A 24,172-nucleotide genomic window follows, 5' to 3' on the forward strand; every position below is an offset into this window, starting at 1 on the left:
CCACAAGCCTTTTGTCCCTCTCGCAACCCGTCCGTGGAGCTGCTTTGGTGGTAACTGAAATCGCTTCCCGCGACCGTCTGCAACCGTCCCTGCTGGACCGGTTGACCGACGACGACCCAACCAATCCCAAGGAAAGCGCCGATAAACGCGTGCTGTCCCTGACCCAATTGAAAGCCTCGGTGCTGCGCGACCTGGCGTGGCTGCTCAATACCACGTCGTTGCTCGATGCCGATGCCACGCTGCACACACAGGCCGGTACCTCGGTGGTCAATTACGGCCTGCCGGCGCTGGCGGGCAACAGCGTTTCCAGCGTCGACATCAAGGCCCTGGAAGCCCTGATCTACCAGGCGATTGCCACCTTTGAACCGCGCATCCTGCGCCATACCCTGCGGGTGAAGGCCCGCGTCGGCCATGGCGAGATGAATCACAACGCCCTGAGTTTCGAGATCGAAGGCGACCTGTGGGCGCAGCCGGTGCCCTTGCGCCTGTTGCTGCAAACCGACCTCGACCTGGAATCCGGCCATGTGCGCGTGGTGAATGCCGACCAGCGGAGGCGCCCATGAACCCGCGCCTGCTGGAGCTGTACAACCAGGAACTGCACCACGTGCGCGAAAGCGCGGCGGAGTTCGCCAAGGAATACCCGAAGATCGCCAGTCGGCTGACCCTGTCCGGTATGGACTGCGCCGACCCGTACGTCGAACGCCTGCTTGAGGGCTTTGCCTACCTCACCGCCCGCGTACAGCTCAAACTCGACGCCGAGTACCCGACCTTCACCCACAACCTCCTGGAAATCGCCTACCCGCACTACCTGGCGCCGACGCCGTCGATGACCGTGGTGCAATTGCACACCGACCCCGATGAAGGCTCCCTGGCCAGCGGCTTCCCTCTGCCGCGCGACACCGTGTTGCGCGCCGCCCTGGGCCGCGAAACCCAGACCTGCTGCGAGTACCGCACCGCGCACCCGGTGACGTTGTGGCCGTTGCAGGTCAGCAACGCCGAGTACTTCGGCAACCCCGCCGCCGTGCTCGGGCGCCTGGCCGCCAGCGAGCCGAAAGCCAAGGCCGGCCTGCGCCTGACCCTGCGTACCGGCGCCGAATTGCCGTTCAACAGCCTCGACCTGGACAACCTGCCGCTGTACCTCAGCGGTGCCGACGAGCAGCCGTTCCGCCTTTACGAACAACTGCTGGGCAACGCCTGCGCGGTGTTTGCGCGCAAGCCCGGTGGCGATTGGGTCGAGCGCCTGCCCCAGGACGCGTTGCGCTCGCGGGGTTTCGACGACGCCGATGCGGCCATGCCGGTGGTCGCGCGGGCCTTCCAGGGCTATCGCCTGTTGCAGGAATACTTCGCCCTGCCCCACCGTTTCCTGTTCGTCGAATTCGCCGAGCTGAGCCGCGCGGTCAAGCGTTGCGACGGCCAGGAGCTGGAACTGATCGTGCTGTTCGACCGTCACGAGCCAAGCCTGGAAGGCAGCGTCGGCGCGGCGCAGTTCCTGCCGTTCTGCACCCCGGCGATCAACCTGTTCCCCAAGCGCGTGGACCGCATCCACTTGTCCGACCGGGTCAACGAGCACCACGTGATTGCCGACCGCACGCGGCCGATGGATTTCGAAATTCATTCGTTGAGCGGCATCACCGGCCACGGCACCGGGCCAGAGCAGCCCTTTTTGCCGTTCTATGCGGTCCGCGACCCATCCCGTTATGGCCGCGACCAGGCGTACTACACCGTGCGCCGCGAGCCGCGGGTGTTGTCCAGCGACCAGCGCCGCAACGGCCCGCGCTCCACCTACGTGGGCAGCGAAACCTTTGTCAGCCTGGTCGACAGCCGCCAGGCGCCGTATCGCCATGATCTGCGCCAACTCGGCGTGACCGCGCTGTGCACCAACCGCGACCTGCCGTTGTTCATGAGCGTGGGCAACGGCAAGACCGACTTCACCCTGGCCGACAGCGCGCCGGTGTTATCCGTGCGTTGCGTCGCCGGGCCAAGCCGCCCACGCGCCAGCCATGCCCATGACGCCAAGGCCTGGCGCCTGATCAGCCAGTTGTCGCTCAACTATTTGTCCCTGAGCGAGCAAGGCCAGGGCGCGGCGGCATTGCGCGAACTGCTGCGCCTGTATGGCGACAGCAACGACGCGGCGCTGCAATTGCAGATCGAAGGCTTGCGCGATGTCAGCAGCAAGGCCGTTACCCGGCGCCTGCCGATGCCCGGCCCGATTGTGTTTGGCCGCGGCCTGGAAATTACCTTGGAGTTCGATGAAAACGCGTTTCGCGGCACCGGTGTGTTCCTGCTCGGTGCGGTGCTGGAACGCTTCCTGGCACGCTACGTGTCGATCAACAGTTTTACCGAGACGGTGATCCGTACCACCGAACGCGGCGAGATCATGCGATGGAAAGCCAAGCCCGGGCGTCGTCCGACCCTGTGAGTACGTTGGATGCGATGCATCAGGAGCCCTGGGAATACGATTTCTTCCAGGCGTTGCGGCGTATCGAGTGCGAATCGCCCGAACTGCCGCGCCTGGGCCACTCCCTGCGCCTGGCGGATGACCCGTTGCGCCTGGGGCAACAGGCCGATTGCACCTTCGCCCCGGCCACCCTGGCCTCGGTCGATCCCGGCGGCGACGGCAAACCGGCGCGGCTGGAACAGTTCTTCTTCGGCCTGGGTGGCCCCAACGGTCCGTTGCCGCTGCATATCACCGAGTACGTACGCGAGCGCCAGCGCAACAACGCCGACAGCACCAGCAAGCAGTTCCTGGACGTGTTCCACCACCGCCTGCTGAGCCTGTTTTACCGGGCCTGGGCCGAGGCGCGGCCGACGGTCAGCCACGATCGCCCGGACGATGACTACTGGTCCGCACGCCTCGCGGCCTTGAGTGGCCGGGGCATGCCGAGCCTGCTTAACCAGGGATTGATCCCCGACACGGCGAAGCTGCACTACAGCGGCCACCTGTCGGCACAAACCCGCTACCCGGACGGTTTGAAGGCGATCCTCGGCGAGTATTTCGGCCTGCCGGTGGAGATCGAAGAATACGTCGGCCAATGGCTGGAACTGCCCGAGCGCAGCCGCGTGGGCGTGAGCGCCAACCAGCTCGGCGTGGACTTCTGCCTGGGCAGCCACGTATGGGACCGCCAGCATAAATTCCGTATCCGCCTGGGCCCGCTCAAGCTGGACGACTACATGGGCATGCTGCCCGGCAGCCAGCCGTTCAACGAGCTGGTGGCGTGGGTGGCCGAGTACCTGGGCCATGAATTGGACTGGGACTTGAACCTGGTTCTGCAACAACCCGAAGTACCGGCGCTGCAACTCAATGGCCAGTTCCGCCTGGGCTTCAACACCTGGCTCGGCTGCCCTGCGGTTGATGCCAACGACCTAATCCTGGCCCGGCATTACGCCGATCAAGCCACCACCTCAAGGAATCCAGAGCATGGGTGAAATCAGTCGCGCCGCACTGTTCGGCAAACTCAACAGCGTGGCCTACAAGGCCATCGAAGCCGCCACCGTGTTCTGCAAGCTGCGGGGCAACCCGTACGTGGAACTGGCCCACTGGTTCCACCAGTTGCTGCAACTGCAGGACTCGGACCTGCACCGCATCATCCGCCAGTTCAACGTCGAGCCGGCGCGCCTGGCCCGAGACCTCACCGAAGCCCTGGACCGTCTGCCGCGTGGCTCGACGTCGATCACCGACCTGTCGTCCCACGTGGAAGAGGCGGTGGAACGCGGCTGGGTGTACGGCAGCCTGATGTTCGGCGAAAGCCAGGTGCGCACCGGCTACCTGGTGCTGGGCATCCTCAAGACGCCAAGCCTGCGCCATGCGCTGCTGGGCTTGTCCTCGGAGTTCGACAAGATCAAGGCCGAAGCCCTGAGCGAGCGGTTTGACGAATACGTCGGTGATTCGCCGGAAAACGCCCTGACTGCCAGCGACGGTTTCAATGCCGGCGCCGTGCCGGGCGAGGCCAGCGGCGCCATGGCACCGAGTGCGATGGGCAAGCAGGAAGCCCTCAAGCGCTTCACCGTCGACCTCACCGAACAAGCGCGCAGCGGCAAGCTCGATCCAATCGTGGGCCGTGACGAAGAGATCCGCCAACTGGTGGACATCCTCATGCGCCGCCGCCAGAACAACCCGATCCTCACCGGTGAAGCCGGTGTGGGCAAGACCGCCGTGGTCGAAGGTTTTGCCCTGCGCATCGTCGCCGGTGACGTGCCGCCCGCACTCAAGGATGTGGAACTGCGCAGCCTCGACGTGGGCCTGCTGCAAGCCGGCGCGAGCATGAAAGGCGAGTTCGAACAGCGCCTGCGCCAGGTCATCGAAGACGTCCAGGCCTCGCCCAAGCCGATCATTCTGTTTATCGACGAAGCCCACACCCTGGTGGGTGCCGGTGGCGCTGCCGGCACCGGTGATGCGGCCAACCTGCTCAAACCCGCCCTGGCCCGTGGCACCCTGCGCACCGTGGCCGCGACGACCTGGGCCGAGTACAAGAAGCACATCGAGAAAGACCCGGCCCTGACCCGCCGCTTCCAGGTGGTACAAGTGGCCGAGCCGTCGGAAGACAAGGCGCTGTTGATGATGCGCGGCGTGGCCTCGACCATGGAAAAGCACCACCAGGTGCAGATCCTCGACGAAGCCCTGGAAGCCTCGGTGAAGCTGTCCCACCGCTATATCCCGGCGCGTCAGTTGCCGGATAAATCCGTGAGCCTGCTGGACACCGCCTGTGCCCGCGTCGCCATCAGCCTGCACGCGGTGCCGGCCGAAGTGGACGACAGCCGCCGCCGCATCGAAGCCCTGGAAACCGAGCTGCAAATCATCGCCCGCGAGCATGCCATCGGCATTGCCATTGGTGCGCGCCAGAGCAACAGCGAAGCCCTGTTAAGCGCCGAGCGTGAGCGCCTGGCGACCCTGGAAAGCCGCTGGGCCGAAGAAAAAACCCTGGTGGATGAGCTGCTCGCCACCCGTGCAACCCTGCGCGAAAAGGCCGGCGTCGTGGACAGCGGTAACGATGAATTGCGTGCACAACTGGTCGACCTGCAACAGCGCCTCACCGCGCTGCAAGGCGAAACCCCGTTGATCCTGCCGACCGTGGATTACCAGGCCGTGGCCTCGGTGGTCGCCGACTGGACCGGTATCCCGGTGGGCCGCATGGCCCGCAACGAACTGGAAACCGTGCTCAACCTCGACCAGCACCTGAAGAAACGCATCATCGGCCAGGACCATGCCCTGCAGATGATCGCCAAGCGCATCCAGACCTCCCGCGCCGGCCTCGACAACCCGAGCAAGCCGATTGGCGTGTTCATGCTGGCCGGCACCTCCGGCGTGGGCAAGACCGAAACCGCCCTGGCCCTGGCCGAAGCCATGTACGGCGGCGAGCAGAACGTGATCACCATCAACATGAGCGAGTTCCAGGAAGCCCACACGGTGTCCACCCTCAAGGGCGCGCCACCGGGCTATATCGGCTACGGCGAAGGCGGCGTGCTGACCGAGGCGGTGCGGCGCAAGCCCTACAGCGTGGTGCTGCTGGATGAGGTGGAAAAAGCCCACCCGGACGTGCATGAGATTTTCTTCCAGGTGTTCGACAAGGGCGTGATGGAAGACGGCGAAGGCCGGGTGATCGACTTCAAGAACACCCTGATCCTGTTGACCACCAACGCCGGTACCGAGCTGATCTCCCAGGTCTGCAAGGACCCGGCGAACATCCCCGAGCCGGAAGAAATCGCCAAGGCCCTGCGCCAGCCGCTGCTGGAGATCTTCCCGCCTGCCTTGCTCGGCCGCCTGGTGACGATCCCGTACTACCCGCTGAGCGACGAGATGCTCAAGGCGATCACCCGCCTGCAACTCAACCGCATCAAGAAGCGCGTGGAGACGACCCACAAGGTCGCCTTCGAGTACGACGACGCGGTGGTCGACCTGATCGTCTCGCGCTGCACCGAGACCGAAAGCGGCGGGCGCATGATCGACACCATCCTCACCAACAGCCTGCTGCCGGACATGAGCCGTGAATTCCTCACGCGCATGCTCGAAGGCAAGGCATTGGCGGGTGTGCGGATCAGCAGCCGGGATAATGAATTGCACTACGACTTCAGCGACGCCGATTGAACTGAAGGAATGCAATCAAATGTGGGAGGGGGCTTGCCCCCGATGGGGTTGTATCAGGTTAGAAATTTCTGGCTGACCCATCGCTATCGGGGGCAAGCCCCCTCCCGCATTTCGAACCGGTTCCGTCAGTTATTTAGTCATTTACAGGTTAACCGATGCTATTCAACCAAGCCTCACGCCTGGCCAAGATCACCAGCCCCCTCGGGCCGGATGTGCTGCTGCTCAATGAAATGGGCGGCGGCGAAGAGCTGGGCCGCCTGTTCACCTATGAGCTGCAACTGACGTCCCTGGACGCCAACATCGACCTCAACCAGTTGCTCGGCAAGCCGATGAGCGTGGGTGTGCAACTGGCGGACGGCGGTGAGCGTCACTTCCACGGCATCGTCGCGCGCTGCAGCCAGAACATCGACCAGGGCCAGTTCGCCAGTTACCAGGTGACGCTGCGCCCGTGGTTCTGGCTGCTGACTCGCACCTCGGACTGCCGGATTTTCCAGAACCTGAGCATCCCGCAGATCATCAAGCAGGTGTTCCGCGACCTGGGGTTTTCCGACTTCGAAGACGCCCTGAGCCGGCCGTACCGCGAGTGGGAATACTGCGTGCAGTACCGCGAGACCAGCTTCGATTTCGTCAGCCGCCTGATGGAACAGGAAGGCATCTACTACTTCTTCCGCCATGAACAGGACCGCCATGTGCTGGTGCTGGCCGACGCCTATGGCGCCCACACCACGGTGCCGGGCTATGCGTCGATCCCGTATTACCCCAAGGACGAGCAGCAGCGCGAACGCGACCACATGCACAACTGGCACCTGGCGCAGGAGGTTCAGCCGGGCTCGCTGGAGCTCAACGACTACGACTTCCAGCGCCCCAGCGCCAGCATCGACGTGCGTTCGGCCATGCCGCGCCCGCACACCGCCGGCGACTATCCGCTGTACGACTACCCCGGTACCTACGTGCAAAGCGCCGACGGCGAACACTACGCGCGCACCCGCATCGAAGCCCTGCAAACCCTGCATGAACAGATCGAGTTCGCCGGCAATGCCCGTGGCCTGGGTTCCGGCCACCTGTTCAGCCTCACCGGCTTCAGCCGCCAGGACCAGAACCGCGAATACCTGATCGTCGGCTGCCGCTACTACATCGTCCAGGAAAGCCTGGAAAGCGGCGGCGGTTCGGGTTCGGCGCAGTTCGAAAGCAGCCTGACCTGCATCGACGCCCAGCAAAGCTTCCGCCCGCTGGCCACCACCCACCGCCCCATCGTCAAAGGCCCGCAGACAGCATTGGTGGTTGGCCCCAAAGGCGAGGAAATCTGGACCGACCAGTACGGCCGCGTGAAGGTGCACTTCTACTGGGACCGCCACGACCAATCCAACGAAAACAGCTCGTGCTGGATCCGCGTGTCGCAGTCCTGGGCCGGCAAGAACTGGGGCTCGATGCAGATTCCACGGATCGGCCAGGAAGTGATTGTCAGCTTTCTGGAAGGTGATCCGGACCGCCCGATCATCACCGGGCGGGTGTACAACGCCGAGCAGACGGTGCCGTACGACCTGCCGGAGAACGCGACCCAGAGCGGCATGAAGAGTCGATCGAGCAAGGGCGGCACGCCGGCCAACTTCAATGAAATCCGCATGGAGGACAAGAAGGGGTTGGAGCAGTTGTATATCCATGCCGAGCGTAACCAGGACATTGTGGTGGAGGTGGATGAAAGTCATTCCGTCGGGCACGACCGCAATAAAAGTATCGGCCATAACGAGACGGTGACCATCGGCAACAACCGCCTGCGCATCGTCAAGCAGGAAGACATCCTCTCGGTGGGCCAGAGAAAGACCGACAGCATCAGCCAGAGCTACGTCATCGAAGTGGGCGAAAACCTGCGCCTGGTCTGCGGTGAAAGCATCCTGGAGCTCAACGCCAGTGGGCAGATCAACCTGACCGGCGTGCAAATCAGCTTCTACGCCAGCGGCGATGCCGAGTTCAATACCGGCGGCGTGCTGCACCTGAACAACGGCGGCGGCCCTGGCGCCACGCCCGACGGCCAGGGCCAGAAAGGCGCCATCGACGCCAATATCAAAGCCGCCTTCCCCGCGCCTAAAAGCTCCTGACGAGACCCGTTTGCCATGACGTACCGAATCAACGAATTCCAGTTCCAATTGCCCGCCAGTGAGTTGCAGGACGCGACGATCAATATCCTCAAGTTCCCGGAGTTGGGCACATCCCTGATCGTCAGCCGCAGCCTGTTGGCTGACGGCGAAACCCTGCACAGCAACTTCAACGACCAGCTCCAGCGCCTGGAAAAACAGGTGCAGGATTTACGCTATCAACCGGGTGTGGACGTGCGTTTGGGCGCCGCGCAGGAGGTGGAAGGCATCGAGCTGCGCAGCCAATTCAACAAGGGCAATGACAAGGTATTTCAGTACCAGCTGGCCTTGGTGATACCGGGCACGCGCAAGATGATCGCCTTGAGTTATGTGAAGGCGGAGAAGCTTGGGGATGCCGAGGCGGCGCATTGGGCGTTGATTAAAAATTCGCTGTCGTTCGACGCTATTTCCTGATGAGTTGCTTGTATGTCTGACGCGTTATGGGCTGCCCGGATGGGCGATGCGCTGACCCACACCTCCATGATGGCCGACATTCTTGGCGGTGTGCTGGAGGTGGCGGCCAACGTGGCGATCACTGCTCTGGCGACTGCTGCGGTGGCGGCGGCGATTGGTGTGACGGTCGCTACTGCCGGCATTGGTGGCTGCATCCTCGGCGCGGTAGTCGGCATTGTCGTCGGCATGGCCATGAGCAAGACGGGGGCCGACAAGGGCCTCAGTAAAATGTGCGAGAGTTTCGCCAACGCGCTGTTTCCTCCGGTGGTGGAAGCCACGATTGCGGTAGGCTCGGCCGACACTTTCGTCAATAGCATCCCCGCTGCGCGTGCGGCAGGCTCCATTCCCTCGCATGTGGCGCCCGCAGGCACGGAGCTTGAACTCCCGCCGCCGGAACCCGACACCGCGCCACAAGCCGAGCCTGGCTTCCTGGATATGGCCGAGGGCTTCTTCTCGCAGCTATGGCGGCCGACCGTCGCCACGCCCGCGCCTGGTGTCGTTCCAGCCCTCACCGATATGGTCCTGTGCGCCCGTCATCCGCCGATGCCCCCGCAACTTCTGGCGGAGGGTTCCGACAAAGTCACCATCAACGGCCAGCCCGCCGTGCGCAGTGGTGACCGCAGCATGTGCGACGCGACGGTAGTGTCCTCGGGCCTGATCTCGCCGAATGTCACGATTGGCGGCGGTACGGTGGTGGTACAGGAGATTCGCAGCGGGAAAACCCCAGGCGTTGGGTTGGCGATTGAAGTGCTGATGATGCTCAAGGGAGCGAAGGGCAAGACGCTGAGCGACCTGCCTTGCATGTTGCTTAGCGGAGTCACGTCCTATGCGGTCAGCCAGGCTATGGGGGCAGCGGCAAATGCAACGATGGGCTCGCCCAATCCGGTACATGCGGCGACGGGAGCAAAGGTGCTGGGCGGTAATACCGAAATGGATTTCGTACTGCCAGGGATACTGCCGATCACTTGGCAACGCTTTTACAACAGCCGGGATAAACGTCGCAACGGGATGTTTGGCGCAGGATGGAGCGTTTCGTATGAGGTCTGCATCGAAATCTTGCCTCACCCAGATGGCGGCGAAGACCTGGTCTACACCGACGAACAGGCACGACGCATCCATCTGGGGGCTATGCCGCTGGGTACTGCGATGTTCAGTGCCGGCGAGGGCTTGAGCATTCGACGTCACCGTAACGGGCAGGTGCTGATCGAGAGTGAAGACGGGCTGTACCGCCTGTTCGACAGCGCCCCTGGAGACTCGGCATTTCTGCGCCTGAGTCAATTGGGCGACCGCAATGACAACCGGATTTATCTTGATTATGACGAGCGAGGTCAACTGGTTCGGCTGCGAGATACCTTTGACTTGATACAGATTGAACTGACGCGCGAACGTAATCGTGTCTGTCAGATTGTCCGCGTGTACCCCGACCACCGGCGAGAACCCCTTGCCCTTTATAGCTTCGATGCAGCCGGTGATCTGGCGCACGTCAGCGATGCTACCGGCCAGACTCAAAGACGTTTCGCTTATGACAGCAGCCAGCGAATGGTCGAACACCAGTTGCCCACAGGGTTGCGTTGTTTCTATGAGTGGGCGTTGATTGACCAGATGGAGTGGAGGGTTATCCGGCATTGGACGGATGAAGGGGACGAGTACAGATTTGAATATGACCTGCAAGCGGGCATTACTCGGATCACCGACAGCCTGCAGCGTGTCAGCACCCGGTTGTGGAATAGCCAACATCAAATTGTCTCTTACACCGACAACTTGGGCCAGACGTGGCTGTTTGAGTGGAATGACGAGCGTCAGTTACTCAGTGCAACCGATCCGAAAGGGGGGCGATATGCGTTCAGCTATGACGATTCGGGAAACCTGATTGGCGAACACGACCCCTTGGGACGCAGTGACTCTACCGTGTGGCTGCCGCATTGGGCGCTGCCTCGATTTCAAATTGATGCGGCGGGCAATAGTTGGACGTATCAATACGACTCACGCGGAAACTGCATCCGAGAAACTGACCCATTGGGCTATAGCACGCAGTACCGTTATGACGCTCATGGGCAGATCGTAGAAATCATTGATGCCGCGGGCAAAAGCAAACGAATGCGCTGGAATCAATTCGGCCAGCTCATTGAGTACATTGACTGCTCGGGCTACCCGACACGGTTCAGCTATGACGAACGTGGCTTTTTGCAGACGATTACCGATGCGCTGGGAGAACGCTCCCATTTCAGTGTTGATGCCAAAGGACGGCTGCTAACCAGCCAATCACCCGACGGGCAGATGGACTATTTTCAGCGCAATGCAAACGGGCAATTGGTCAGCCACACCAACGCTGCCGGCCATACCACGCACTATCGACGCAACCGTCGCGGGCAGGTGTCACAGCGCACAGATGCCCACGGTCGTACGGTCGAGTTTGGCTACGATGCCTTCGGGAGGCTGCAGGCGCTGACCAATGAAAATGGCGAACGTTATCTGTTTACCTGGGACGCCGGTGACCGGCTTGAGAAACAGCAGGATCTCGACGGCAGTGCCAAGTACTACGCCTACGATGCGCTGGATAACTTGGCCAGCGTGGAATCTGTGCCCGCACTTTATGGCACAGGGCTTTCAGTTGTACCGCCCACCAGGGCTAAACCTATTGTTCACCGGCTGGAGCGGGATGCAATCGGGCGCCTGACAGCTAAAGTTACCGACGATGGCCGGACCGAATACGTTTATGACGTACTCAACCAATTGCTCGCAGTGACGTTTACAGATCACCAAGGCAATTCGCAAGCGCTGGGCTTTTCGTATGATGCACTCGGCCAACTTCTGGAGGAGGCCAGCCCAGCTGGGAGTTTGCGCCATCATTACGATGAGTTGGGTAACCTGACACAAACCCAATTGCCCGACGGGCGCTGGTTAAATCGATTGTTCTACGGCAGTGGCCACCTCCATCAAATCAACTTAGACGGCGTCATCATCAGTGACTTTGAGCGCGACCGCTTGCATCGCGAAGTCATGCGTACCCAGGGGCAGATCAGTACTTACTTGGGGTATGACCGCAGTGGCAGGTTAAGGTCTCGTCAACGCAGATACACGCAACAGGCGTCGCTGTTGCCCAGTGCAGAGCAAAGCAACTTCGAATACGACCTCGCAAACAACCTGGTCGTAAAGCGAGATCAACACGCCAAGGGACAGCGCCACCAGCTTCTGCATTACGACGCTACGGGGCGGATTATTGCCAGCCAGGGCGATATCCAAGGACAAGCAGAAATATTTGCTTATGACGCGGCGGCAAATCTGCTGGATGGGTCGCAACAAGGAGCGGGCCTGGTCGTACACAACAAATTAATCACTTATCAAGACAAGCGCTTCCGTTACGACGGATTTGGCCGGGTGATCGAAAAAAGAAGCAGCCAACGCGGTCTCCAGAGCTTCAGATACGACGCTGAGCATCGCCTGATTGAAGTTCGAAATCACGGTACTGCTGGGGACTCCGTGATTTGCATGAAGTATGACCCTTTGGGCAGGCGTCAGGAAAAATGTGAGTGGCGCAATGGGTTTCAGACAAACAAAACCACGTTCGTATGGGACGGTTTAAAACTACTCGAGGAGCAACATAACAGTCAGAAAAGCTTATACCTGTATGCCACCAGCGGATACGAGCCTTTGGCACGTGTCGATGGGCGCGGTCACCAGCAAAAAATCAGGTATTACCATAACGACGTTAATGGATCGCCCCTACAACTGACTGAAGCGGACGGAAGCCCTGTCTGGGAGGCCACTTATAAAGTCTGGGGCAATACCCTCCAAGAAGTGCAAGAACCGTATTACATCGAAGGGCAAAACCTGAGATACCAAGGCCAGTACCTCGATAGAGAAACCGGTCTGCACTACAACACGTTCCGCTTTTACGACCCTGATGTAGGGCGGTTTACCACCCGGGACCCTATCGGGCTGGCAGGCGGACTCAATCTTTACCAGTACGCGCCCAATCCGATTGGCTGGATCGACCCGCTGGGATTAAGTTGCTCCCTCAGTGCCAAGGCTCGAAAAATACATGACGTGGCGAGAGATCCGTTCGCCAAACGGAATTCAACCGTCGCCATCGCGGAGGTCACGATCAATGGAAAAACTACACATTACGTGGCTGGCAGCGGCGGCACACTCTCCCCGCGCAAAGAAAACTCGCCGCTGAAATGGGTATACCACCTGAAAACATATTGTCAGGCACGAAGGTACGAAGCAGTAATGCGGACCCGACACAGGCGAAACTGGAAAACCATGCTGAACGGGTTATCATCAGAAACCTGCCAGAAGGTGCAAAAGTCGAAAAATGGGGCGTGTCGTGGGGTGGTAAACAAACCAACGCATCCTGTTCAAATTGCCAGCCTCATGTGGATGCTTCCGGCGGCATTTTCGATTAAAAACTTACAGGACAATCATGATGTTTAATATCGTCGACGAGATAGACAACTATCAGGCCTTCATTCAGAACAGCCTTAAAAAATTGTCCGATAAGCAAACTATTTTTTTATCGGCCTGGTGTGTCAATGGCTTATTCAGCTTGCCAAATACCCTGGCTGTTATTCAGCAAAAACTGGGTATCAGCGACAGCAAAGAAACTATTGTTGATTCTATTCTTCAAGGCAACATCTCGTCCTATCAGCACAAACTTCAACACCTGCTGGACACAATGGATGAGTATGCTGCCAACTATGAGGAACCCGAGGCACACGAAACCTATTCGTTGGCGGGTTTCAATTCTGCACTTAACAGCGCAACCGACACGGAGAACCTTGCCTACGCCCTTGAGGTGATCATTAATCTGATTGATCACTACGCGCAAACAGAAGATGACCCCGTCTGGGAGCGTACGCTAAAGGAAGAATTCGACGCTCAGCACTCGATCATTAACGATCTGCTGAAAAACAGACCGGTCACTATCACCAGCCACCATCACTTTTTGATTAGTTAAGATAAAGATAAAAAACAGGGGTTGGCTGCCCCACCACACAATATCCGTCCACAAAAAAAGGGCACCCGACCCAGTCGGCGTGCCCATTTTCCTACCACCCCGCCCCCTGTCGAGACGGCACTGCTTACGCGTTAACGGTGTCTTTAAGCGACTTGCCCGGCTTGAACGCAACAGTGTTGCTCGCCTTGATCTTCACAGGCTCACCGGTTTGCGGGTTTTTGCCGGTGCGGGCGCCACGGTGGCGTTGCAGGAAGGTGCCGAAGCCCACCAGGGTGACGCTGTCCTTGCGGTGCAGGGCGCCGGTGATTTCTTCGAGAACGGCGTTGAGGACGCGGTTGGCCTGTTCTTTGGTGAGATCCGCTTTTTCAGCGATGGCGGCTGCGAGTTCTGGTTTACGCATATGTGAAGCCTCTTTGACGGTTTTTTGTTGTTATGTCCGTGCTGCTCGTCTGTGGAGCAGCGCCCAAAGCGCCGCAGGCTCTACTCTGCGGCAGACGGGAGTGAGGATGGCATGCCCTCGCACGCTCCGCCAGTCTCGCGGCGACCTTTCTCGGGGGAAAAACGTGCTTATTCCGACAGAACGACCGGTATTTACGCCAGCAACGGCGGAAGTTCTTTGTTGAGGGCGAGTTTTTCCATCACGGCGCTGCCGGTCAGCGCGTAACCCAGCAGGCGACCGCTGGCGTCGCGGCACAGGGCCTTGATGTCGGCGCCCTGGCCTTCGACGCTCCACACCCCTTCGGTGCCCCGAGGCGGCGGGGAAACCACCAGCGGGCAGACCGGGGTTTTCACGGTGACCGGCATCGGGCCATAGCTGACAGCTGTGGCGTTGCCGGCCAGGGTCTGGGCCAGGGCACGGGCGCAGCTCATCAGCGGCATGACGTACAGCAGGTTGAGGCCATCGACCTCGGCGCAGTCGCCCAGGGCGTAGATATTGGCGTGGGAGGTCTTGAGGTGGCGGTCCACCATGATCCCACGGTTGGTCTGCAGACCGGCGGCGGCGGCCAGGTCGACACGCGGGCGCAGGCCGATGGCCGAGACCACCAGGTCGCAGTGCACCACTTCACCGTCCGACAGGTGCGCTTCGAGGCCGTCAGCGCTGCGTTGCAGGCGGTTGAGCACCGGGCCCAGGTGGAAACGCGCGCCCAGCCCTTCCAAGCCGGCCTGTACCGCTGCGGCCGCCGCCGGGTGCAGCAGGGTCGGCATGACTTGCTCGCACGGCGCCACCAGGTCGATTTCATAACCGCCGAGGATCAGGTCGTTGGCGAATTCACAGCCGATCAGGCCGGCGCCGAGCAGCAGCACGCGGCGCTTGCCGGCCGCGGCGGCGCGAAAGCGGGCGTAATCTTCGAGGTCATTGATCGGGAAAACCAGCTCAGCCGCATCGCCTTCGACCGGTACCCGCACGGTTTCTGCGCCCCAGGCCAGGACCAGATCACGATAAGCCACCGCTTCTTCACCGATCCACAGGCGCTTGTGGCCGGGGTCGATGCCGCTGACACGGGTGTGGGTGCGCACTTCGGCCTTGAGTTGCTCGGCCATGGCGCCGGGTTCGGCCATGCTCAGGCCATCGGCTTCCTTGTTCTTGCCAAAGCCGGTGGAGAGCATGGGCTTGGAGTAGGAGCGCCCGTCATCCGCGGTGATCAGCAGCAATGGGGTCTCGCTGTCGAGCTTGCGAAACTCCCGGGCCACGTTGTAACCGGCCAATCCTGTGCCGATGATCACGACAGGTGCGTTCATTCCGTTCTCCTTGTAGTACGTCTCTGAAACTGAAAATTAGCCGATTTCGATCATTTCGAAATCCATTTTGCCGACGCCGCAGTCCGGGCACAGCCAGTCTTCCGGTACGTCCTGCCACAGGGTGCCCGGAGCGATACCATCATCCGGCCAGCCGTCTTTTTCGTCATAGATCAGGCCGCAGACTACACATTGCCACTTCTTCATTTACTTGCTTCCTCAGGGTCCAGGCAGGTTGGCCGGCGGTCGATGGATCCAGCGTTGCCGCGCAGCTCAGGGCGTTTTGTACTGATCAGGGCCGACAGATGCAAGCTCGATCGACGCAAGGCGCCGGGTCGGCCCGGCAAAAGATCAGGACGCCATGGTAAGCTCGCCGCCTCTTTTGCTGCCAATACTGACGCACCGTGCCGCACTCAATCGCCCTTCCCGATGCTTGCCAATGGTTGACCCAGAGCCTCCTGAGCCCTGCGCCCGCGCCCTTGACCCTGAACTGGCTGTTCGACGAAGGCTCGCTGACCCGCCGGCTGACGTGGCTGTCCCACGATGGCTTCAGCGTGACGCCGCTGTTCGAAGGCTGGCTGCCGCTGCGCGATGATGAATGCGCGGCGCTGCGCATGCCCCCGGCCAGTATCGGTTGGGTGCGCGAGGTGTATTTGCGCGGGCATGGCCAACCCTGGGTGTTCGCCCGCAGTGTGGCGGCGCGCAGTGCATTGCAGGGCGACGGCTTGCAGATGGACGAATTGGGCAGCCGCTCCCTCGGCGAACTGCTGTTTTGCGACCGCGCGTTCACCCGCCAGGCCATCGAGGTGTGCCATTACCCTCGCCAATGGTTGCCCACCACGGACCAGGCCGACGAGCTGTGGGCGCGCCGCTCACGCTTCGATCGCGGGCCGCTGAGCGTGCTGGTGGCGGAAGTCTTCCTGCCGGCTTTCTGGCACGCGCTGCATGACCATCCGGAGAACTGCTGATGTATCAACGTCTGCTCAAATCCTTGAACCGCCTGCACCCCAGGGCCTGGGATTTCATTCAGTTGACCCGCATGGACAAGCCCATCGGCATCTACCTGCTGCTGTGGCCGACGCTGTGGGCGCTGTGGATCGCCGGCAAGGGCTCGCCGTCCCTGGCCAACATCGTGATTTTTGTGCTGGGCGTGACGCTGACTCGCGCTGCCGGTTGTGTCATCAATGACTGGGCAGACCGCAAGGTCGATGGCCACGTGAAACGCACCGCGCAACGCCCGCTGGCCAGCGGCAGGATCCGTTCGAAAGAGGCCCTGGTGTTCTTTGCGGTACTGATGCTGATCAGCTTCCTGCTGGTGCTGCTGACCAACGCCACCACCATCTGGTTATCGCTGGGCGGCCTGGCACTGGCGGTCAGCTACCCGTTCATGAAGCGCTACACCTATTACCCCCAGGTGGTGTTGGGCGCGGCGTTTTCCTGGGGCATGCCGATGGCGTTCACCGCCGAAACCGGCCACCTGCCCGCTATCGCCTGGCTGCTCTATATAGCCAATCTGCTGTGGACAGTGGCCTACGACACCTATTACGCGATGACCGATCGCGACGACGACTTGAAGATCGGCGTCAAGTCCACCGCCATTCTGTTCGGCGATGCCGACCGTGTGATCATCCTGACCCTGCAAGGCCTGGCGCTGCTGTGCCTGTTGCTGGCCGGCTCACGGTTTGAGCTGGGGGGGTGGTTCCACCTGGGCCTGCTGGCGGCGGCAGGCTGCTTTGCCTGGGAGTTCTGGTACACCCGCGACCGGGACCGGATGAAATGCTTCAAGGCGTTTTTGCACAACCACTGGGCCGGGTTGGCGATTTTTGTCGGGATTGTGGCGGATTACGCGTTTCGCTGAGGTTTTTGCGGTGTCTGGTCGGGCATCATCGGGGGCAAGCCCCCTCCCACCTTTTGATGTGTGAACACATTCAAATGTGGGAGGGGGCTTGCCCCCGATGGTTTCAGCAACGCCGCGAAATCAGGGCTTGATCACATGCCATGCCCCACCCTTGCCATCACCGCTCTTGTCACCGGCCTTGTGGTCATCCTTGTAGGTGTAGACAGGTTTGCCTTTGTAGGCCCATTGACTGGTCTGGTCATCACGGGTGATCACGGTCCAATCGCCCATTGATTTGTCAGTAGACTCCGCTTTCAGCGGCGGCCAGTTGGTCGCGCACTGGTCCTTGCACACTGACTTGCCATCGGCGTCCTTGTCGAAGGTGTAAAGGGTCTTCCCGCTGTGATCCACTAACAGGCCCTTCTGGGTCATCGCCGGCTCCGCCGCGAATGCCAGTGTCGGCAGCGTCAATGCCGCCGTGACCAGCAGGGCCTTCCAGGAAAAAGTACTGTGAGTCATCGGAACCTTCCTTTTGTGGTTGTCAGGATTCGGACCCAAAGCGTAGTCCAGAGTGCCCCGAATTGCCCGAGCGACTAAATTACTGTCACACGACTGCAATAATTCCGTTATCTAATGCGGCGCAAGACAGTTAAATGACAAGAGGATTTTCGAGCATGGTTGGCAGGAGCATTCTGATTGTTGACGACGAAGCGCCCATCCGCGAGATGATCGCCGTTGCGTTGGAAATGGCCGGCTATGACTGCCTGGAGGCGGAGAACTCCCAGCAGGCCCATGCCATTATCGTCGACCGCAAGCCGGACCTGATCCTGCTGGACTGGATGCTGCCCGGCACCTCCGGCATCGAACTGGCCCGCCGCCTCAAGCGCGATGAGCTGACCGGGGATATCCCGATCATCATGCTCACTGCCAAGGGCGAAGAGGACAACAAGATCCAGGGCCTGGAAGTCGGCGCCGATGACTACATCACCAAGCCGTTTTCCCCACGGGAACTGGTAGCGCGCCTGAAAGCCGTGCTGCGCCGTGCCGGCCCGACCGATGGCGAAGCGCCTATCGAAGTCGGTGGCCTGCTGCTGGACCCGATCAGCCACCGCGTGACCATCGACGGCAAGCCGGCCGAGATGGGCCCGACCGAATACCGCCTGCTGCAGTTCTTCATGACCCACCAGGAGCGTGCCTATACCCGTGGCCAGTTGCTGGACCAGGTGTGGGGCGGCAACGTGTATGTCGAGGAACGCACCGTCGACGTGCATATCCGTCGCCTGCGCAAAGCCTTGGGCGATGCCTACGAGAATCTGGTACAAACCGTGCGCGGCACCGGCTACCGGTTCTCCACCAAGGGCTGAGCCAGTCACTTTCCTTCCTTAACAGCTGACAAGGACGCATGTTTAAGTGAACCAGAACTGGCATGGCACCCTGATCCGCCACATGCTCCTGTTGATCACCGCCTGCCTGTTGGTGGGCCTGGTCAGCGGCTATTACGGCTGGAGCCTGGCCATCGGTATCGGCCTGTACCTGGGCTGGACCCTCAAGCAATTGCTGCGCCTGCATGAATGGCTGCGCCAGCACAAACCCGATGAAGCACCGCCCGATGGCTACGGCCTGTGGGGTGAGGTGTTCGACAGCATCTACCACCTGCAACGCCGCGACCAACGGGTACGCGGGCGCCTGCAAGCGGTGATCGACCGGGTGCAGGAGTCCACCGCTGCGCTCAAGGACGCGGTGATCATGCTCGACAGCGACGGCAACCTGGAATGGTGGAACCGCGCCGCCGAGACCCTGCTGGGCCTCAAGACGCCCCAGGACAGCGGCCAGCCAGTAACCAACCTGGTGCGTCACCCGCGCTTCAAGGAATACTTCGAGCAGGACAACTACGAAGAAGCCCTGGAGATCCCCTCGCCCACCAACGACCGCGTGCGCATCCAGCTGTACCTGACCCGCTACGGCAACAACGAACACCTGATGCTGGTGCGCGACGTAACCCGCATCCATCAGCTGGAGCAGATGCGCAAAGACTTCGTTGCCAACGTGTCCCACGAACTGCGCACGCCGTTGACGGTGATCTGCGGCTACCTGGAGACGCTGCTGGACAACGTCGAGGAGATCAACCCACGCTGGAGCCGTGCCCTGCAGCAAATGCAGCAGCAGGGTTCACGCATGCAGACCCTGCTCAACGACTTGCTGTTGCTGGCCAAGCTCGAGGCCACGGATTATCCGTCGGACAACCAACCGGTGGCCGTCCAGAGCCTGTTGCAGACCATCAAGAATGACGCCAAGGCCCTGTCGGGCGAGCGCGGGCAGCAGATCAGCCTGGATGCCGACCCACAGGTATTGCTCAAAGGCAGCGAGGGCGAATTGCGCAGCGCGTTCTCCAACCTGGTGTTCAACGCGGTGAAGTACACCCAGGACAAGGGCACTATCCGCATCCGCTGGTGGGCCGACGAGCAAGGCGCACACCTGAGCGTGCAGGACTCCGGCATCGGCATCGACGCCAAGCATCTGCCGCGCCTGACCGAGCGTTTCTACCGCGTCGATTCCAGCCGCAACTCCAACACCGGCGGCACCGGGCTGGGCCTGGCCATCGTCAAGCATGTGCTGCTGCGCCACCGCGCACGCCTGGAAATCAGCAGTGTGCTGGGGCATGGCAGTACGTTCACCTGCCACTTTCCGCCAGGGCAGATGACCCGTTCGCGGCTCGTCGGAAATGACGAATAACTCAAACACAGCACAAAACCAAATGTGGGAGGGGGCTTGCTCCCGATGGCGGTGCATCAGTATCAGATATGCTGACTGACACACTGCTATCGGGAGCAAGCCCCCTCCCACAATTGGAATTGTGCTGTTTCGAATAAAGCATTCCACACCCCACCCGGCGGCAACCACTAGGCAAGCGCCCCGTCAGCCGCTACATTGGCCGACTTGTGCCTGCCTTTCAGGCCCTTCTGTCACCCCTTATTGAACACACGGAACCTGCAAAACCCAATCATGGACCCTTCCCCTGGTATCACCCTCGCCACACTCTTCGCCGATTTCGGCATGATTCTTTTTGCTCTGATCCTGGTACTGCTCAACGGTTTTTTCGTTGCGGCGGAATTTGCCATGGTCAAGCTGCGCTCGACCCGGGTCGAGGCCATCGCCCACACCAACGGCTGGCGCGGGCAGATCCTGCGCACCGTGCACAGCCAGCTCGACGCCTACCTGTCGGCCTGCCAGCTGGGTATCACCCTGGCCTCCCTGGGCCTGGGCTGGGTCGGTGAGCCGGCGTTCGCGCACATCCTCGAACCGCTGCTGGGCGCCGCAGGCGTCGAATCGCCGGAAGTGATCAAGGGCGTGTCGTTCTTTGCCGCGTTCTTCGTGATTTCCTACCTGCACATCGTGGTGGGTGAACTGGCGCCCAAGTCCTGGGCCATTCGCAAGCCCGAACTGCTGTCGCTGTGGACGGCGGTGCCGCTGTACCTGTTCTACTGGGCCATGTACCCGGCGATCTACCTGCTCAACGCCAGCGCCAACGCGATCCTGCGCATCGCCGGCCAAGGCGAACCCGGCCCGCACCACGAGCACCATTACAGCCGCGAAGAGCTCAAGCTGATCCTGCACTCCAGCCGTGGCCAGGACCCGAGCGACCAAGGAATGCGCGTACTGGCCTCGGCCGTGGAGATGGGCGAGCTGGAAGTGGTGGACTGGGCCAACTCCCGTGAAGACCTGGTGACCCTGGACTTCAACGCCCCGCTCAAGGAAATCCTCGCGCTGTTCCGTCGCCATAAATTCAGCCGCTATCCGGTGTATGACGCGGTGCGCAACGAATTTGTCGGGCTTTTGCACATCAAGGACCTGCTGCTGGAACTGGCGGCCCTGGACCACATCCCCGAATCGTTCAACCTGGCCGAGCTGACCCGCCCGCTGGAACGTGTGTCGCGGCACATGCCGTTGTCGCAGTTGCTGGAGCAGTTCCGCAAAGGCGGCGCGCACTTTGCCCTGGTGGAAGAAGCCGACGGCAAGATCATCGGCTACCTGACCATGGAAGACGTGCTGGAAGTGCTGGTAGGCGATATCCAGGACGAACACCGCAAGGCCGAGCGCGGCATCCTCGCCTACCAGCCTGGCAAACTGCTGGTACGGGGCGATACGCCGCTGTTCAAGGTGGAGCGCCTGCTGGGCGTCGACCTGGACCACATCGAGGCCGAAACCCTCGCAGGGCTGATCTACGACACCCTCAAACGGGTGCCGGAAGAGGAAGAAGTGCTGGAGGTTGAAGGCTTGCGGATCATCATCAAGAAGATGAAAGGGCCGAAGATCGTGCTGGCCAAGGTCCTGCTGCTGGATTGACCCTCAATTGCCCAATGCAAAATTGGGCAATGTCCCGACCGGCTGGTTGAATTCGTAAGGAATCGACACCAGCCCGGCCGCGGTACTCTGTTGCACCACAAAGTGCAGGTGCGGCCCGCTGCTGTTGCCGGTATTGCCCGACAACCCCAGCGCGCTGCCCACCGCCACACGCTGCCCCGGCCTGACACTGACCGAGCCTTGCTTGAGGTGCAGGTACACACCCTGGGTGCCGTCATCGTGCTGCACGCGCACGAAATTGCCTGACGCATCGTTGCCGCGTCCGATCTGGCTATTCTCGATTTTCACCACCACACCGCTGCGTGCCGCGATGATCGGCGTGCCTTCGGGCATGGCGATGTCCATGGCGTAGCGGCTTTTGGCGTCGGTGTGACTGAAACTGCCGTTGGGGCCTTGGGTCAGGCGGAACGGACCGCCACGCCAGGGCAAGGGGTAACGGTAGGCTTGTTGCGGGTAAACGGGTTTTGGCCTGTAGAGTACCGGCGGCTGTACGCGCTCGACCCTACGTTCCTGGATCACGAACGCCTGGGCGCCGGGGGTTTGCCGATCGCTGAAAAACACCATGCCATTGGCATCGGTGGATTTGTACAGGGTCATGGCCTGGGTCGAATTGGCGACCAGGGCCAACATGCAGGACAGCAAAAGGCGAAGGAGCATGGCGCGAACCTGCCGGAGTGAATGAACAGCAAGCTAGCAAGGGATCATGACAATCCCGGGGCACGCCCCTTCGGACTGAAGGTCAGGCCCCCGGCACAAAATGCTTCTGCGCCGTACCGCGCGCAATCAGGCGAGAGATGTAGTCGAGCTTCTGCGCATCCTGGTCGATAAAGCGGAAGGTCAGTTGCAGCCAGTCACTGTCCGGCTTGGGTTCGAAGGCGACGATGGCGTGCAGGTAGCCGTTCAGACGCGCCACCTCGGCGTTGTCGCCCTGTTCCAGGTCGAGCACGGCACTTTCCAGTACCTGAGGCAGGACCTCACCTCGACGCACCACCAGCAGCGCTTCCTTGATGCTCAGTGCCTTGATCACGCATTGCTGGGTGCCGCTGGACAGGCGCAACTGGCCCTGGCCACGGCCGCCAGCGGGCGCAGCGCCTGGCGCTTGGACCGGCGGGGCGTTGTTAAGCAGGCCTTTGCTTGGCGCAGCCGCAGCCGCAGCAACGGGGGCTGCACGTACGGCTTCAGGCTTGCCACCGGTCAGGGCGCTCAGGGAATCATTGCCAAAGGCCGAGTTCATCTTGGTCGGCGCGCTGGCGACCAGGGCGTCGAGGCGACCGACCTTGTGCAGGGCTTGCTTGACCTTGTTCAGCAGTTGCTCGTTGGTGAACGGTTTGCTGACGTAACCGGAAACCCCGGCCTGGATCGCCTGGACCACGTTCTCTTTGTCGCCACGGCTGGTCACCATCACAAACGGCATGGCCTTGAGGTGCGGTTGCTCGCGGCACCAGGTCAACAACTCCAGGCCGGACATCTCCGGCATTTCCCAGTCGCACAGCACCAGGTCGAAGCTCTCGCGCATCAGGATGGTCTGGGCCTTCTTGCCGTTTACCGCATCTTCAAGCTTGATCCCGGGGAAGTAGTTGCGCAGGCACTTCTTCACCAGGTCGCGGATAAACGAGGCGTCATCCACCACCAATACACTGACTTTACTCATCGACCCTTCATCCTATAAAAACTTCGGCACGCAAAACGCCTGACTAATGGCATTTTGCCAAAACTCTGTAGTCACGTTCGGACTTTCTTTTACCCGATTCGCAAAAAATTCAGGCGCCACAAACGAAAACGCCCGACCAGAGGCCGGGCGTTAATTTCTCGGGCAACCTTACTTATCGTCAGATTCGCCCGGAACATTAGGGATTTGATCGGCTGAACCCTCAACTTCGGCCTTCATGCGCTTGAGGCCCATGTGCCGTACGTCGGTACCGCGCACCAGGTAGATCACCAGTTCCGAGATATTGCGCGCGTGATCACCGATCCGCTCCAGGGAGCGCAGCACCCAGATGATGCTCAAGACCCGCGAGATAGAACGCGGGTCTTCCATCATGTAGGTGGCCAGCTCACGCAGGGCGGTCTTGTATTCACGGTCGATGACCTTGTCGTACTGCGCTACCGACAATGCCAGCTCGGCGTCAAAGCGCGCAAAGGCATCCAGGGCATCCCGGACCATGTTGCGCACCTGGTCGCCGATATGACGCACTTCCACATAACCGCGCGGCGCTTCACCCTCTTCGCACAGCTGGATGGCGCGGCGGGCAATCTTGGTGGCTTCGTCGCCGATCCGCTCGAGGTCGATCACCGACTTGGAAATACTGATGATCAAGCGCAGGTCGGAGGCTGCCGGCTGGCGACGGGCGAGAATGCGCAGGCATTCTTCGTCGATGTTGCGTTCCATCTGGTTGATCTGGTCGTCGATCTCGCGCACTTGCTGGGCCAGGCCCGAGTCGGCCTCGATCAGCGCAGTAACGGCATCGTTGACTTGCTTCTCCACCAGCCCGCCCATCGCCAAGAGGTGGCTGCGCACTTCCTCGAGCTCGGCGTTGAACTGCGCGGAGATATGGTGGGTAAGGCCTTCTTTGCTAATCATGTTGGCGTCCTTGGAGCGTCCGGTAAGG

General features: G+C 61.0%; 20 protein-coding genes. 13 read left to right on the forward strand and 7 right to left on the reverse strand.

Annotated elements, in window-relative coordinates:
• Window positions 1-47: 47 nt before the first annotated feature.
• The 8 genes from tssE (at window position 48) to NIBR502773_RS14750 (ending at window position 13,627) form a co-directional block, all read left to right on the forward strand.
• Complete coding sequence (gene tssE / locus NIBR502773_RS14715) at window positions 48-563, forward strand: type VI secretion system baseplate subunit TssE (protein WP_027608263.1); 516 nt, start codon at window positions 48-50, stop codon at window positions 561-563.
• On the forward strand, window positions 560-2,419 hold the full coding sequence (tssF, locus tag NIBR502773_RS14720; protein ID WP_065937972.1) for a type VI secretion system baseplate subunit TssF: 1,860 nt from the start codon (window positions 560-562) through the stop codon (window positions 2,417-2,419). The genes tssE and tssF overlap by 4 nt, the downstream gene beginning before the upstream one ends.
• Window positions 2,383-3,426, forward strand: a complete 1,044-nt coding sequence (tssG, locus tag NIBR502773_RS14725; RefSeq protein WP_053127603.1) for a type VI secretion system baseplate subunit TssG — start codon at window positions 2,383-2,385, stop codon at window positions 3,424-3,426. Before tssF ends, tssG begins: the two co-directional genes overlap by 37 nt.
• Entirely contained in the window at window positions 3,419-6,082 is a 2,664-nt protein-coding gene (gene tssH, locus NIBR502773_RS14730; RefSeq protein WP_141156318.1) for a type VI secretion system ATPase TssH, read from the forward strand. Before tssG ends, tssH begins: the two co-directional genes overlap by 8 nt.
• Window positions 6,083-6,237: 155 nt before the next feature.
• Window positions 6,238-8,178, forward strand: a complete 1,941-nt coding sequence (locus NIBR502773_RS14735) for a type VI secretion system Vgr family protein (RefSeq protein WP_141156319.1) — start codon at window positions 6,238-6,240, stop codon at window positions 8,176-8,178.
• Window positions 8,179-8,193: 15 nt separating this feature from the next.
• Window positions 8,194-8,628 (forward strand): DcrB-related protein, encoded by a 435-nt coding sequence (locus NIBR502773_RS14740; protein ID WP_027608258.1) that lies wholly within the window; start codon window positions 8,194-8,196, stop codon window positions 8,626-8,628.
• 12 nt (window positions 8,629-8,640) lie between these two features.
• Window positions 8,641-13,104, forward strand: coding sequence for an RHS repeat-associated core domain-containing protein (locus NIBR502773_RS14745; protein ID WP_141156320.1), 4,464 nt, complete (start codon window positions 8,641-8,643; stop codon window positions 13,102-13,104).
• Window positions 13,094-13,627, forward strand: a complete 534-nt coding sequence (locus NIBR502773_RS14750) for a hypothetical protein (RefSeq protein ID WP_141156321.1) — start codon at window positions 13,094-13,096, stop codon at window positions 13,625-13,627. The genes NIBR502773_RS14745 and NIBR502773_RS14750 overlap by 11 nt, the downstream gene beginning before the upstream one ends.
• A 124-nt stretch (window positions 13,628-13,751) precedes the next feature.
• Here NIBR502773_RS14750 and NIBR502773_RS14755 read toward each other — a convergent pair whose 3' ends face one another.
• The 3 genes from NIBR502773_RS14755 to NIBR502773_RS14765 all read right to left on the reverse strand — a co-directional run bounded on the left by NIBR502773_RS14755 (window position 13,752) and on the right by NIBR502773_RS14765 (window position 15,571).
• Entirely contained in the window at window positions 13,752-14,027 is a 276-nt protein-coding gene (locus tag NIBR502773_RS14755) for an HU family DNA-binding protein (RefSeq protein ID WP_003176958.1), read from the reverse strand.
• A 191-nt stretch (window positions 14,028-14,218) separates the two neighbouring features.
• On the reverse strand, window positions 14,219-15,367 hold the full coding sequence (locus NIBR502773_RS14760) for an NAD(P)/FAD-dependent oxidoreductase (RefSeq protein WP_141156322.1): 1,149 nt from the start codon (window positions 15,365-15,367) through the stop codon (window positions 14,219-14,221).
• 36 nt (window positions 15,368-15,403) lie between these two features.
• Window positions 15,404-15,571, reverse strand: a complete 168-nt coding sequence (locus NIBR502773_RS14765) for a rubredoxin (RefSeq protein WP_003213373.1) — start codon at window positions 15,569-15,571, stop codon at window positions 15,404-15,406.
• Window positions 15,572-15,768: 197 nt separating this feature from the next.
• Between NIBR502773_RS14765 and NIBR502773_RS14770 the strand changes: the two genes are divergently transcribed.
• Together NIBR502773_RS14770 and ubiA are read left to right on the forward strand one after the other, a co-directional pair.
• Window positions 15,769-16,332 carry a chorismate lyase gene (locus tag NIBR502773_RS14770; RefSeq protein ID WP_141156323.1) on the forward strand — a complete coding sequence of 188 codons (564 nt, stop codon included), beginning with the start codon at window positions 15,769-15,771 and terminating at the stop codon, window positions 16,330-16,332.
• Window positions 16,332-17,222: a 4-hydroxybenzoate octaprenyltransferase gene (gene ubiA, locus NIBR502773_RS14775; RefSeq protein WP_141156324.1), complete on the forward strand. Its 891-nt coding sequence runs from the start codon at window positions 16,332-16,334 to the stop codon at window positions 17,220-17,222. Before NIBR502773_RS14770 ends, ubiA begins: the two co-directional genes overlap by 1 nt.
• Before the next feature lie 120 nt (window positions 17,223-17,342).
• Here ubiA and NIBR502773_RS14780 read toward each other — a convergent pair whose 3' ends face one another.
• A complete protein-coding gene (locus NIBR502773_RS14780) occupies window positions 17,343-17,720 on the reverse strand; it encodes a hypothetical protein (RefSeq protein WP_141156325.1) in 378 nt (125 codons plus the stop codon).
• A gap of 155 nt (window positions 17,721-17,875) precedes the next feature.
• Here NIBR502773_RS14780 and phoB point away from each other — a divergent pair, with 155 nt between their 5' ends.
• The 3 genes from phoB (at window position 17,876) to NIBR502773_RS14795 (ending at window position 21,545) form a co-directional block, all read left to right on the forward strand.
• Window positions 17,876-18,565: a phosphate regulon transcriptional regulator PhoB gene (gene phoB / locus NIBR502773_RS14785; RefSeq protein WP_003176964.1), complete on the forward strand. Its 690-nt coding sequence runs from the start codon at window positions 17,876-17,878 to the stop codon at window positions 18,563-18,565.
• 82 nt (window positions 18,566-18,647) lie between these two features.
• Window positions 18,648-19,934 carry a phosphate regulon sensor histidine kinase PhoR gene (phoR, locus tag NIBR502773_RS14790; protein WP_222935532.1) on the forward strand — a complete coding sequence of 429 codons (1,287 nt, stop codon included), beginning with the start codon at window positions 18,648-18,650 and terminating at the stop codon, window positions 19,932-19,934.
• Between the two features lie 270 nt (window positions 19,935-20,204).
• Window positions 20,205-21,545, forward strand: coding sequence for a hemolysin family protein (locus tag NIBR502773_RS14795; RefSeq protein WP_027608251.1), 1,341 nt, complete (start codon window positions 20,205-20,207; stop codon window positions 21,543-21,545).
• A gap of 3 nt (window positions 21,546-21,548) precedes the next feature.
• On the opposite strand, the gene NIBR502773_RS14800 is transcribed toward NIBR502773_RS14795, so the two are convergent.
• From NIBR502773_RS14800 to phoU, 3 genes are all read right to left on the reverse strand, one after another.
• Window positions 21,549-22,220: a M23 family metallopeptidase gene (locus NIBR502773_RS14800; RefSeq protein ID WP_065926746.1), complete on the reverse strand. Its 672-nt coding sequence runs from the start codon at window positions 22,218-22,220 to the stop codon at window positions 21,549-21,551.
• An 82-nt stretch (window positions 22,221-22,302) separates the two neighbouring features.
• Window positions 22,303-23,214 (reverse strand): response regulator, encoded by a 912-nt coding sequence (locus NIBR502773_RS14805; protein ID WP_065937963.1) that lies wholly within the window; start codon window positions 23,212-23,214, stop codon window positions 22,303-22,305.
• Between the two features lie 168 nt (window positions 23,215-23,382).
• Window positions 23,383-24,144, reverse strand: coding sequence for a phosphate signaling complex protein PhoU (phoU, locus tag NIBR502773_RS14810; RefSeq protein WP_065937962.1), 762 nt, complete (start codon window positions 24,142-24,144; stop codon window positions 23,383-23,385).
• Window positions 24,145-24,172 lie beyond the last annotated feature (28 nt).

Origin of the sequence: Pseudomonas sp. NIBRBAC000502773, from assembly GCF_006517195.1 — a bacterium.
GTDB lineage: Bacteria > Pseudomonadota > Gammaproteobacteria > Pseudomonadales > Pseudomonadaceae > Aquipseudomonas > Aquipseudomonas marginalis.